The sequence below is a fragment of the Dorea sp. 210702-DFI.3.125 genome (genome assembly GCF_020560945.1).
GTDB classification, from domain to species: domain Bacteria; phylum Bacillota; class Clostridia; order Lachnospirales; family Lachnospiraceae; genus Dorea; species Dorea formicigenerans.
The window spans coordinates 1-12,747 of the sequence record NZ_JAJCNF010000018.1 but is presented as its reverse complement, the minus strand read 5'-3'; the positions used below and the strand labels follow the sequence as shown (position 1 = coordinate 12,747).

Genomic DNA, 12,747 nt, shown 5'->3' with positions numbered 1-12,747 from the left:
AGGGGATATTATGAAAAAGCTGCGAAAGGAAGAGGTTATAGCATACTGGAAGGAACGTAGAGAGCGAAGGGCAAGAATACTGGAAGAGAGAAGAAATGGTGCATTTGCGCAGAAGATGAAACCTGTCTATCAGTTTATGAACCGGTTTTCTCTGATATTTCACGCGCTTTTAGCATGTCTGGTCAACTTTGCAATTGAGGCAATTTCAAGACATTCACTTGTTCAGGCATGGAGCTATATGACACAGACACCACTCGTCTTCTTTTACAATGCATTTATGATATTTATGACATTTACGGTGGTCTACCTGTTCCGGCGAAGGGTGTTCACAAGAATCATTATCGGTGTACTTTGGATGATTCTTGGAATCTGTAACGGTTACATGCTGATGAAGCGAGTGACACCGTTCAATGCCCAGGACCTGAAGGTAGCAACCGATGCGGTCAGCCTGATCAACAATTATTTCAATGGATTTGAGATCGTGATCGTATTGGTGGGAATTGCAGCGGTCATTATATGGCTGATTTCCATGTGGCGCCGCGGTGGTCAGTATGAAGGGAAAATACACCGGCTTCTGGCAATTGCCGGAGTGGCTGTATGTGCCATGTTATTCAGCTTCACAACAAATCAGGCAATTGATAAGCGAGTGCTTTCCACATACTTTGGAAATATTGCGTTTGCCTATGAGGATTACGGACTTCCGTACTGCTTTATGTCCAGTGTATTTAATACAGGAATCGATGAGCCGAATGATTATAATAAGGAGACTATTGATCAGATTACGAATAACGGAGAAATGGCCGAGAATAAAACAGGGCGTGCCTCTGATGATCTTCCGAATATCATTGTGGTTCAGTTAGAGTCTTATTTTGATGTAGATGAGGCGGAATTTTTCACAACAAGCGAAGATGCATGCCCGAATCTGCATGAGATGTACAAGAATTATTCTTCCGGATATTTCAAAGTTCCGTCTGTAGGAGCCGGAACCGCGAATACAGAGTTCGAAGTGCTGACAGGAATGAATATGCGTTTCTTCGGACCTGGAGAGTATCCGTATAAAACAGTTGTCAAGAACCAGCCATGTGAGAGTGCTGCAACAGCTCTTTCAGCACTGGGATACGGTACTCATGGACTGCACAATAACGGAGGTAACTTCTACAGTCGTGCAAAAGTCTATGATCATATGGGATTTGACAGTTTTACAAGTAAAGAGTTTATGAATATTCTTCAGCTTACGCCAAATGGATGGGCAAAGGACGAGGTTCTGGTAGACAATATTATGGAAGCTATGGATACGACCGAGCAGCAGGATTTCGTATTTACCGTCAGTGTGCAGGGACATGGAGATTACCCGGAGGAGCAGCTGATTGAGAATCCGAAGATCAAAGTAGAAGGTATCGATGACGAAGCAAAGAAGAATAAATGGGAATATTATGTAAACATGGTCTATGAGATGGACCAGTTTGCAGGAGATCTTGTGAAAGCAGTGGAAGATCGTGGAGAACCGGCAGTTGTCGTATTCTACGGAGACCATTTACCGACTATGGGACTTACCGCAGAAGATTTAAAGAGCCGTTATCTCTATAACACAAATTATGTGATCTGGGATAACATCGGACTGGAACAGCAGGATAGAAATATTCCGGCTTATCAGCTAATGGCGGATGTGATGAACCGCCTGGATATTCATTCCGGAACATTGTTCAATTATCATCAGCAGAGACAGAATTCCAAGAATTACCTGTCAGACTTAGAGCTTCTCCAGTATGATATTCTGTATGGCAAGCAGTATGTTTACAAGGGCAATCCGCCGATTACGGAAGGTCATATGGAAATGGGTGTGAAGGACGCTACGCTGACGAACATCGTTCCGTATCTGGAAAAAGGCTACAGCCTGTATGGCGAGAACTTTACGAAGTCAAGTAAGGTTTACGTCAATGGCGAGAAGCAAAAGAGTACATTTTTAAATAATACACGAATCGTTCTTCCAAGCACAGAGCTTAGCGAGGGAGATGTTATCACTGTCAGTCAGGTAGGATCTAGCAATACAATCTTCAGAACGACGGACGAATACATTTACCAGGGCGGACAGCTTGTAAGGCAGGAAGGAACAGGAACTGATACAACAAAATCCTGGACAGAACAGGAAAACGAGGAAAAATAAATGAATAGTAAGCCTGTTAACTACAAGGAGGCAGTCGAGTATATCGAAAGCATTCCGAAGTTTACACAAAAGCACACGCAGGAGCACACAAGAGAGTTCTTAGAGCGGCTTGGCAGACCGGCATTTGACCGGAAGGTGGTACATGTGGCAGGAACCAATGGCAAAGGTTCTGTGTGTGCATATATTCAGGCAATCTTAGAAGCTGAGGGGAAGAAGACGGGATTTTTTACTTCCCCTCATCTTATATCTATCAACGAGCGGATTCAGATAGGAAGAAAGCCGATTGACAACGAAGAATTTTATCAGGTCTTTGAGCATGTCTATGATGTCGTGAAAAAAATGGAAGAAGAGGGAATTCCACATCCATCTTATTTTGAATTTTTATTTGGCATGGGACTAAGTGCATTTGAAAAATCTGATGTAGAATATATTGTTCTGGAGACAGGACTGGGGGGAAGACTGGATGCAACCAATGCATTTCCGTGTCCGGCGCTGACAGTCATTACATCGATCAGCCTGGATCACACCATGATCCTCGGAAATACAATAGAGCAGATCGCGGCAGAAAAAGCAGGGATCATCAAAGAAGGAACGCCAGTGATTTTTGACGGAAATGATGAGGCGGCTGCCGAGATTATCCAAAATACGGCGAAAGAGCATCATGCGCCATGTCGGGAAATCGGGAAAAATGCGTTCGAAATCCGGGAAGTTACCCGCAAACATATTGCATTTTCACGGACAAATGCTTATCATAAAGATGTTATCTGGCAAGTGCCGATCTGTGGTATCTATCAGGTGAAAAATGCAGAGATTGCAATCGAAGCAGCCCAGTGTCTGCTTGGGAATAAACCAGAGCATGAAGAAATGTGGCGCGATGCCGTTGCTAAAATCCAATGGCAGGGACGTATGGAAGAATGCGCAGACCATTTTATCATTGACGGAGCCCACAACCCGGGAGCAATCGAAGCGTTTGTAGAAAGCGTTCGTGCACTGAAAGAGGAAGAACCGCCGATTCTCATATTTTCAGCGGTATCTGATAAAAAATATGAGCAGATGATAGAATATCTTTGCAGACATTTGCAGACGAAAGCGTTTGTTGTGACAGAGATTGAAGATAAAAGAAGAGTTCCGGCCGGCGAACTGGGGGAGATTTTTAAGCGATATGCAACGTGTCCGGTGTATGTGAAGGCTGATGTAAAAGATGCCATAGCATGTGCCTATGAGATGCGTACCAAAGAGACATACATTTACTGTATTGGTTCTCTTTACCTGGCAGGAATGGTAGAAAAGGCGCTACAGGAGGTGGAGACGTCATGTTAAATTACGAAGAAGAACTGAAAAAATTCCAGCCAAGCCTGGAAGTTGAAGATATTGAGGAAGCAGTATACAGAGAAGACCTGACGGATATGCAGGACATTATCCGCGAAGCAGTAGAGCAGACGAAGTAGTAATGAGTCACGATACAGATAGAAAATAAGAGGGAATATAAATATATGGACTACACAGTGAAACTAGCGTACCAGTCTAACTACTGGTACAATGACGGACTGGCAAAAGCCCAGGTAAGGGATATGTCCGGTGCGATTACATCACTGAAGAAAAGTCTTCAGTATAACCGGGCGAACCTGGCCGCCAGAAATCTTTTGGGACTTGTCTACTACGGGCGTGGAGATGTGATTGAAGCGCTGGTGGAGTGGATCCTCAGCAAGAATTTTCAACCAAAAGACAATATAGCCAGTTATTTTATCAGCAAAGTACAGGAGACGCCGGGAGAACTGGAAGAGATCAACCAGGCAGTCAAACGATACAATCAAAGTCTGGAATATGCAAGACAGGGTGGAGAAGATCTTGCGATTATCCAGTTAAAAAAAGCAGTAGCAGCACACCCGACTTACGTCAAGGCATACCAGCTTCTGGCATTGCTTTATATTAAGACCGAGCAGTATGCCAGTGCGAGACAGATACTCAGGAAAGTACACAGACTGGATGCAACAGATGAAAAGACAATCCGTTACATGCATGAACTTACCGAAATAAGAAAAGAACGTCCGATGAGTGTCAAGCAGTCTGCGAAAAATCAGCAGAAAACGGTTAAATATCAGCTTGGAAATGAAAGCATTATTCAGCCGGTGCCGACCGGGATCAAAGAAAAGGCCAGCATTCACACGGTTGCGAATATTGCAGTCGGTGTATTGGTCGGTGTTGCAGTGATGTGGTTTTTGATTATGCCGGCGATTAATTCGTCAGAGAAAAAAGCATTGAATAAGCAGACCGTTTCATTTAGTGATCAGATTGCAGAACAGAAATCCCAGATCAGCGCACTGAAGACAGAATTGGAAACTTATCGGGCCAGCAGCGAAGAGACAGAAAATGCACAGTCAACTGCAGCTTCAACACAAGACAGCTATGAAGTCGTCATGAATATTGCAGAGCATTATAAATCCGAAGATATGAGTAATGCTGCCATGGCAGAAGAACTTATGAAAGTCAATGCAGATTCTCTTGGAGCTGTCGGAAGAGCAAAATTCGATGAACTGACCGGAAAGATTTATCCGGATGCCTGCAAAAAGCAATATAGAGCCGCAAAAGAAGCTTACGATTCAGGCGAGTATGATACAGTGATTTCCAGTCTTGAGACAGTTATGCAGATGGATGAAAGCTACAACGATGGTGCAGCGATGCTCCTTCTGGCACAAGGGTACGAGAAAAAAGGTGATCAGGATAAGGCCAACACGACTTATCAGAAAATCATCGAAACCTGGCCGGACACCGATGTAGCCACCCAGGCACAGCAGGCGCTCGACGCCCAGAGCGGAAATACTGACAACAGTGACAGCAAAAAATCCGGCGACACCAAAAAAAACAGTGACAACGATGATAACGGTGACAACAATAATTAAGAAATAGCTTTAAACGATTAGAAAAATAACTAAATAAAACCAAACTTACAAAAGAGGATACGTTAACCCACGTACCCTCTTTTTTGACATTTTTGATAATTATTATAGGCTGCATATAGAAATTGCGACTGTGTGGATTCCTATAAGGCAGCTAAAGCTTCACACACGTAGAGGCAAAAAAAATATGTTTTTATAAAGCTAAAGTATATTCGCGATTAGCCAGTACATTCAGCACCTGAAAATCATATAGTTCACAAAAAGGTACTCTGGAGCGGCCGGTACTTAGGCGGTGTCCTTTAGCGCCTTATGTACCGCTGCCAGCGGAAGGTAGTGCGAATGTGCCTTTGGTGAACTATATGATTTCCAGGTGTGTAGAATGGAAAAAGTATAGAAACAAGCTTTATAAAAAAAGGAGGCCGAAAATTGAAATATCAAGTACAGGAAAACTGTCTCACAATTTTTCTCCCCCACGAACTGGATCACCACAATGCGGAGGAAATCCGCCGGGAATCCGACCATCTGATCATACGAAATCATATTCGTTACATCATATTTGATTTTGCGGAGACAGATTTTATGGACAGTTCGGGGATTGGAATGATCATGGGACGTTACAGACAGATTTATATGCTGGGCGGAGAAATCTGTGCAGCCCACGCAAATGAGCGTGTCAAAAAAATATTAACCATGTCCGGTGTGACAAAAATAATGGAAATCATAGAGGAGGATCAGTAAATGGATCACACGAATGAAATGCAACTTATCTTCGACAGTCGTTCTAGCAACGAATCATTTGCCAGGGTGACAGTAGCAGCATTTATGACATCGCTTAATCCGACAGTAGAGGAAGTATCTGATGTAAAAACAGCAGTGTCGGAAGCTGTGACAAATGCAATCATACATGGATACGAAGGAGAAGTACATAATATCTGTATCCGGTGCAGAACGAAAGAACAGACGCTTTTTGTGGAAATTGAAGATTTTGGAAAAGGTATCGAAGATGTTGAAAAGGCAATGGAACCACTTTTTACAACAAAAGCGGAAGCGGAACGATCCGGCATGGGATTTTCCTTTATGGAAGCATTTATGGATAGTCTGGAAGTGGAATCTACACCAGGCAAAGGGACACTTGTAAAAATGTCGAAAATCATCGGAAAAGGAAGGAAAATATGGACCACACAATCGATCTGATTCAGAAATCTCACGAAGGAGATGAAGAAGCAAGAGCACGATTGGTGAAGGAAAATGCAGGACTTGTCTGGTGTATAGTGAAACGTTTCCATAACCGGGGTGTGGAAACGGAAGATTTATTTCAGATTGGAAATATCGGTCTGATTAAAGCAATCGACAAATTTGACCTGAGCTACGATGTGAAATTTTCAACTTACGCTGTGCCGATGATTTCCGGTGAAATCAAACGTTTCTTACGGGATGACGGCATGATAAAAGTCAGCCGTTCTTTAAAAGAACTGGCGTACAAAGCATATTTGTTGAAAGAAGATTTACAGAATCAGTGGGGGCGTGAACCGACTGTGGGCGAACTTTCAGAGCGTCTGGGAGTCGAGCAGGAAGAACTGGTCATGGCACTGGATGCAGGCGGAGACGTCGAGTCCTTGCATAAACCTATTTATCAAAAAGACGGACAGGAAATCCGTCTCATGGACAAGCTTGAGGAAAAGAGCGAAGAACATGAGCAGGTTCTGAATCATATAGTTCTGACGGAACTTCTTGGAGTGCTGAATCAGGATGAAAAAAGACTCATTTATCTGCGCTATTTTGCGGAGCAGACCCAGTCCCAGGTCGGACGCGAGCTTGGAATTTCACAGGTTCAGGTCTCAAGAATGGAAAAGAAAATACTTGGGCAGCTTAAAAATGCATATTTTCATGGAAAGCCGACATACTAACATTTGAATAAAGAGTTTCGCAAATATTTCATTTAGCATAGGGAAAGAGTCGACGATAACTGCAATGAATCCAGTGTGGAAATGTTGCAGGGAACTGTTTGATATATTTCTATAACCAGGAAATGAGTGGAACTATGGCGAAAGAAAGTGTAAGAAAGGTGTGAAAAATGTGCAGGAACAATTAGAAAAAGCGAGAAAAAGACTCAGAATCTGCCTCATTGCGGTAGTGCTTCTGGCAATAGTGGCAGGCTGTGCGTATTATTTTGGCGACTTTGGCAAAGAGCGAGACGTGACGGAAGGAACACTGGTGAGAGGCGCGCAAGATGCACAGGGAGATGTAAGGGTTCTATATAGCTCCAATACGACTAAGATAGATACATCTATGCCATATAGTGAAAATATGTCAAAGACAGAGGACTGGGGACGGAATTTAACAGCTGGGGTGTCGGGAGGTTCTGTATATGGCTGCCAGTAAAGAGACTGTTTATATAAAGGCAGACCGTAATGTGGAAGTCACGGATCCGTGTGTAAAACTAGGGGATATTCTGTCCATGGAATGTGCAAATCCGACAGTTCTGCCGAAGCTTAAGACAATCAAACTTCTACGGTTTCATGGAGTTGATAAAAAGACACAAAATCGTGTCGCGGTTTCCATTTTGAAAGTTATCGAATGTATACATGCAGAATATCCGGAGATTGAAGTCCAGAATCTGGGTGAGCAGGACTTTATCATCACTTATGAGGAACAGCAAAGCGTGGGCGGTGTCTGGCACATTTTAAAAACAAGTCAAGTTGTACTGATTAGTTTTATGGGAGCGGCGTTTTCCATTATGGCATTCAATAATGACGTCGGTGTGACAAAAATGTTCAGTCAGATTTATGAACTGGTAACAGGAACAAAAAGTGATGGATTTACAGTGCTGGAATTTACGTACAGTATCGGAATTGCCATTGGAATTCTGACATTTTTCAATCATTTTGGAAAGAGAAGATTTTCCGTAGATCCAACTCCGATAGAAGTGGAAATGCGTCTGTATGAGAATGATCTTCAGACGACTTTGATTGAAAACATTTCCAGAAAGGAGCAGGAATTAGATGTGGACACAAAATATCCTACTGGCAGTCATCGGTCTTAGTGCAGGTGTGATCGTAGCCAGCGGACTTTTTTCATTTGTCATTGAATTAGGTGTTGTGTCCGATTTTGCAGACCGCACCCACACAGGCGAACACATTTTGCTCTACGAGGACAGTGTGGCGCTGGGCGGAATACTGGCGAATATTTTCTGGGTGTTCCACATATCCATACCCGGTGGGAATATATTGGCAGCAGTGTTCGGGATTCTTGGTGGAATATTTGTGGGATGCTGGGCGATGGCACTTGCAGAAATGTTGAATGTATTTCCAATCTTTATTCGGCGTATGAAGATTATAAAAAGCGTACCATATCTTATACTTGGAATCGCAGTCGGAAAGACTGTGGGTGCGCTTTTGTTTTTTGCAAATCACTGGGGACAGTAATAATGCCGAGGCATTCTTGAAAGAATACTTTGCCGTTCAAAGGCAGGGACGAATCGAAAAAAGCGTTCATTGACAGGAAAGTCATGTGGAAAAAGAAAGGAGAGGAACATGGATAAACAAAAGCAACAGGAAGAATATAAGAATTACGTCAAGCAGAAGACGCCGGTACACAATCTGCCACTCAATATGCTCAAAGCATTTATTACAGGAGGCATTATCTGCACAATTGGACAGGGCATTTTGAATTATTGCAGGCACCTTGGAATAGAAAAAGACATCAGCGCAGGCTGGACTTCCATGATTCTGATTCTCTTAAGCGTCTTGCTCACTGGATTTAATATTTATCCGCAGATCGCAAAATGGGGCGGCGCAGGAGCGTTGGTTCCGATTACCGGATTCGCGAACTCCGTGGCGGCACCGGCAATCGAATATCAGAAAGAAGGACAGGTCATGGGAATCGGCTGCAAGATATTTACCATAGCAGGTCCGGTGATATTATATGGAATCTTCTCAAGCTGGGTACTTGGAGTGGGGTATTGGATATTGAAGATTTTGAAAGTGGTGTGAAAAAATTTTTAGATAGCGGACAGCAAGTCTCCAAAAGGAGCCGATAAAGGAGCTAAAAAAGAGCCAAAAAGGAGCCAAAAAGGAGCCGATAAGAGAAGTGTAAAAAGATGATAAGTTATGGGGAGTAGAAATGCTCCTCGTTTTTTTATTGACACATATATCACGGTGCGATATACTAACTATATCGAAGTACGATGTATCGCACTGAAAGGATTGAATTATGGACGCACATATTAAAAAGGTTTATGTTCCGATGACGGAGACAGGGTTTTACATCTTGTTATGCCTGCGCTCTCCGAATCACGGGTATGGAGTTGTACAGAAGGTAAGAGAAATGACAGACAATGAAGTGGTACTCGGTCCGGGAACCATGTATGGAAGTTTGTCAAAGATGGAAAAGGACGGATTGATTGAATTCGTAAGAGAGGAAGATAAGCGCAAGATTTATCAGATTACGGAGCTTGGAATGGAAGTACTGGAACTGGAGCTGAAACGGATTCAAAGATTGTATCGCAACGCACAGGAGGTATTGTAATGAGTGAGACAAAAAAGGAACTTCGCTGGTTTTCAATTATGGATTATGAAAAAGAAGCCCGTTATCTGAGCAGAATGCATCAGAAAGGCTGGAAATTCAAAAGAGTAACAATGCCTGGAATCTATACATTTGAAAAATGCGAGCCTGAGAAAGTGATCTATCAGTTGGATTATAATCAGGAAGGCATGAAAAACCAGATGGAATATGTGAAAATGTTTGAAGACTGCGGCTGGGAGTATCTTCTGGAATTTGCAGGATACAGTTATTTCAGAAAACCGGAAGCACAGATGTCCAGGGAAGAAGAGATATTCTGCGATGATGAATCGAGACTGGATATGATGAACCGGATCTTCCGGGGAAGAGTAATTCCACTGATTGTGATTTTCTGCTGTTTGGTTGTGAATGGATACAATGCTATGGCAGGACACGGAATGAGTGCACTTACAAGCGTGATTGGTGCATTAATGATTTTGTATGTTGTTATCTTTTTACAATTCACATTAAAATACATTTCATTTCGGCGGAAGATAAAGTAGTGAAGATGTTATAAAATTTTAAAAGAAGAATAAGATATGATAATCTCTTTATTAATAAGAATGCTATAAGGCAATTGTTAATAAGGAGATTTTTATTTGTTATAGTTGAGAAGATATAAATAATATATATAGTATTGAAAAAATAATATATATAAGTTAAAATAAAAAATAATTGATAACTATAGATTAGTGGGAGGATTTAGCTTGAAAAATAAAAAAGTGGAAATAATAAAAAGTAATGAATTTCAAAATTTATTTGATAAATCAAAGCAATTAATTGACAGTGCCAGAAGTAATATGGGGCAAATGGCAAATGTAATTACGGTTCTTACTAACTTTTTGCTCGGAAGATATATTGTAGAGCAGGAACAGCAAGGCGCCGAACGAGCAAAATATGGAGCAAAAGTTTTAGATTCTTTGTCGTCTTATCTGACAGAAGAATACGGAAGAGGTTTTTCAAGAAGTAATGTTGCGGGAATGCGACAATTTTATATGGCTTACAAGAATAGAGAAAATGAAATAATCCAATCGGGAATTGGACAATTTGATCAGGCTTTTGGAATTGTCCAATCAGGAATTGGACAATTGGAGGCTACATATAAGAAAAATCCATTTAAACTAAGTTGGACACATTATCAGATACTTATGCGTATAGAGGATAGGGAAGAAAGAGACTTTTATGAAAAGGAAGCGATACGTTCTAATTGGAATGTAAGCACCTTAAAAAGACAAATTCATTCTAGCTTGTATGAAAGACTGGCATTGAGCAGAGATAAAAATGATGTAATGAGACTGGCGAACGAAGGTGCCATTCCACAGAAACCGGAAGATATTTTACATACCCCGTATGTCTTGGAATTTGCAGGATTGGAGGATAAAGCAGCATATCATGAAAGTGATTTGGAGTCAGCGGTAATAGGAAAAATGCAGAAGTTCCTTTTAGAATTAGGAAAAGGTTTTCTTTTTGAACAGCGGCAGAAGAGATTTACATTTAATGACAAAAATTTTTATGTTGATTTGGTTTTATATAACAGACTGTTAAGGTGTTATGTTTTGATTGATTTTAAAATTGATGAACTCACGCATCAGGATTTAGGGCAGATGCAGATGTATGTAAATTATTATGATCGTTATGAAAAAATAGAGGGAGAGAATCCGACAATTGGTATTTTACTTTGTAAGCAAAGTGATGAAGCGCTTGTAGATTTAACACTTCCCTCAAATGCTAATATTTATGCAAAAGAGTATAAATTATATTTGCCGGATAAAAAACTGTTACAAAAAAAGCTAAAAGAATGGTTGGAAGAAGAACAGAATTAATTTGTAGAAAATGCTATTGGTATAAGTGAGTAATACAAGATTAGAGGGAAGTAAGATTTTCTTACTTCCCTCTAATTTCATATGCATATATTCTGTACAAAAATACTGAAAGCAGCATTGCGCCGAATGGAATACAGTATGACGAATTCGTATACACCCAAAGGAATAGATTTGTCATAATACTGCCTGTTACAAGTAATAAAAGTGCCGGCAAAGCAAGAAAAATTAATTCCTCAATAATTTTGAAATTTTTCGTATTGCATAGGAAAAGCATGAGCAGAAATGCAACCACATAGTAGATTGCATGCAGTCCATTTCCTAAATACATAATAATTGTTGCCTTCGGGGAATCAAAAAGTTTCCATAAGTGATTCTCATAGATTTTCAATTGTGATGTCGCAAAATAGTGAAGTACAAAGCTTAATATCAATCCACAATACAGTCCCCAAAATCGAAATCTACCTTTCATTGCATGTCCTCCTTGTATACTTTGTGCAAATGAAGTGAAAATATTTCCCTGTGTCATTTATTGAATTATCATTATCTTCAGAATACTATGAAAAAAGATAGATTGTCAATTTGATTATATCAATAGAATAGACTGATATATCAGTGCGGACTATGAGAAAAAAGAATTAAAATATGTTTATTTCTGTTTTTTCAACCGTTCTTTTTCTTCCCGCAGCAGTGTGACATTCAGATCATTTTCACTGGCGGTTTTATCCACCCAGAGATTCAGGGAATCTACGGCGAGGGAAATTTCATCCAGCTTTTGGCTGATAAATGCGAAATCTTTAATCTCATCATCGGAGATTTTCCCGTCTCGGGCAATCTGGATCAGTCTGCTGGTGAGTGGATTGATTTCATTGAGACAGGCAATTGTCTCCAAGATAATATTGGAGAGTTCGCCGACTTCCACTTCCGGAACGTAGCGCTGCCCGATGGCACATTTATGGGAGCAGTAGTAATTGCAAAGATCCGGGCGTTTGTAGCAGTCCGCCATCTGCACGACGTCGTAAGGAGTCGGCTCCTGTGTTTCGTATTCAATTTTTTCAATCCGGGAGGAAGAAACTCCTGCCATCAGCTCACTTGCTTTCTCGCGGGTGAGTTCTTTTTCTTCCCGGCATAACTGATAGATTGTCTTATTTTCACGCGTTGATTGTTTTCCCATAATTTACGAAAAATTATATATGTGTTTTTGACTATCTTTTTATATCTTCTTAAATGTCCGCAAAGCCTTATTTTATCGGCTCTACGGGCATTTTGCTTTTGTGGTAAACCTCACATATCTAGGTCTATCTTC

16 protein-coding genes are annotated in these 12,747 nt (G+C 41.1%); 14 read left to right on the top strand and 2 right to left on the bottom strand.

Translation table 11 applies throughout. The annotated features are described in order from the left end of the window. Positions 1–10 precede the first annotated feature (10 nt). The 14 genes from LI164_RS09665 to LI164_RS09605 all read left to right on the top strand — a co-directional run bounded on the left by LI164_RS09665 (position 11) and on the right by LI164_RS09605 (position 11,444). Positions 11–2,164 carry an LTA synthase family protein gene (locus tag LI164_RS09665; RefSeq protein WP_227087042.1) on the top strand — a complete coding sequence of 718 codons (2,154 nt, stop codon included), beginning with the start codon at positions 11–13 and terminating at the stop codon, positions 2,162–2,164. Next, positions 2,165–3,484, top strand: coding sequence for a folylpolyglutamate synthase/dihydrofolate synthase family protein (locus LI164_RS09660; protein ID WP_117495755.1), 1,320 nt, complete (start codon positions 2,165–2,167; stop codon positions 3,482–3,484). After that, positions 3,478–3,612 (top strand): hypothetical protein, encoded by a 135-nt coding sequence (locus LI164_RS15925; protein ID WP_005332466.1) that lies wholly within the window; start codon positions 3,478–3,480, stop codon positions 3,610–3,612. Before LI164_RS09660 ends, LI164_RS15925 begins: the two co-directional genes overlap by 7 nt. Before the next feature lie 45 nt (positions 3,613–3,657). After that, positions 3,658–5,064: a tetratricopeptide repeat protein gene (locus tag LI164_RS09655; RefSeq protein ID WP_147567190.1), complete on the top strand. Its 1,407-nt coding sequence runs from the start codon at positions 3,658–3,660 to the stop codon at positions 5,062–5,064. A 423-nt stretch (positions 5,065–5,487) separates the two neighbouring features. Next, positions 5,488–5,799, top strand: a complete 312-nt coding sequence (locus LI164_RS09650) for an anti-sigma factor antagonist (protein ID WP_005332457.1) — start codon at positions 5,488–5,490, stop codon at positions 5,797–5,799. Next, on the top strand, positions 5,800–6,255 hold the full coding sequence (gene spoIIAB, locus LI164_RS09645) for an anti-sigma F factor (protein ID WP_005339079.1): 456 nt from the start codon (positions 5,800–5,802) through the stop codon (positions 6,253–6,255). It begins immediately after the preceding gene. Beyond that, positions 6,234–6,968 (top strand): RNA polymerase sporulation sigma factor SigF, encoded by a 735-nt coding sequence (gene sigF / locus LI164_RS09640; RefSeq protein WP_147567189.1) that lies wholly within the window; start codon positions 6,234–6,236, stop codon positions 6,966–6,968. The genes spoIIAB and sigF overlap by 22 nt, the downstream gene beginning before the upstream one ends. 169 nt (positions 6,969–7,137) lie before the next feature. Further along, the gene (locus LI164_RS09635) at positions 7,138–7,443 is read left to right on the top strand and encodes a hypothetical protein (protein ID WP_227087041.1); all 306 of its coding nucleotides are present in this window, start codon (positions 7,138–7,140) and stop codon (positions 7,441–7,443) included. After that, on the top strand, positions 7,430–8,104 hold the full coding sequence (locus LI164_RS09630) for a stage V sporulation protein AA (RefSeq protein WP_227087040.1): 675 nt from the start codon (positions 7,430–7,432) through the stop codon (positions 8,102–8,104). The genes LI164_RS09635 and LI164_RS09630 overlap by 14 nt, the downstream gene beginning before the upstream one ends. Beyond that, positions 8,064–8,486 carry a stage V sporulation protein AB gene (locus LI164_RS09625; RefSeq protein ID WP_227087039.1) on the top strand — a complete coding sequence of 141 codons (423 nt, stop codon included), beginning with the start codon at positions 8,064–8,066 and terminating at the stop codon, positions 8,484–8,486. Before LI164_RS09630 ends, LI164_RS09625 begins: the two co-directional genes overlap by 41 nt. Before the next feature lie 108 nt (positions 8,487–8,594). Further along, a complete protein-coding gene (locus LI164_RS09620) occupies positions 8,595–9,053 on the top strand; it encodes a SpoVA/SpoVAEb family sporulation membrane protein (protein ID WP_227087038.1) in 459 nt (152 codons plus the stop codon). A gap of 220 nt (positions 9,054–9,273) precedes the next feature. Beyond that, entirely contained in the window at positions 9,274–9,588 is a 315-nt protein-coding gene (locus LI164_RS09615) for a PadR family transcriptional regulator (RefSeq protein WP_005339073.1), read from the top strand. After that, positions 9,588–10,124 carry a DUF2812 domain-containing protein gene (locus tag LI164_RS09610; RefSeq protein ID WP_005339071.1) on the top strand — a complete coding sequence of 179 codons (537 nt, stop codon included), beginning with the start codon at positions 9,588–9,590 and terminating at the stop codon, positions 10,122–10,124. The genes LI164_RS09615 and LI164_RS09610 overlap by 1 nt, the downstream gene beginning before the upstream one ends. Positions 10,125–10,328: 204 nt before the next feature. After that, positions 10,329–11,444, top strand: a complete 1,116-nt coding sequence (locus LI164_RS09605; protein ID WP_227087037.1) for a YhcG family protein — start codon at positions 10,329–10,331, stop codon at positions 11,442–11,444. Positions 11,445–11,505: 61 nt separating this feature from the next. On the opposite strand, the gene LI164_RS09600 is transcribed toward LI164_RS09605, so the two are convergent. Continuing rightward, positions 11,506–11,913 (bottom strand): hypothetical protein, encoded by a 408-nt coding sequence (locus LI164_RS09600; RefSeq protein WP_227087036.1) that lies wholly within the window; start codon positions 11,911–11,913, stop codon positions 11,506–11,508. Positions 11,914–12,090: 177 nt separating this feature from the next. Further along, the gene (locus LI164_RS09595; protein ID WP_117495745.1) at positions 12,091–12,615 is read right to left on the bottom strand and encodes a helix-turn-helix transcriptional regulator; all 525 of its coding nucleotides are present in this window, start codon (positions 12,613–12,615) and stop codon (positions 12,091–12,093) included. Positions 12,616–12,747 lie beyond the last annotated feature (132 nt).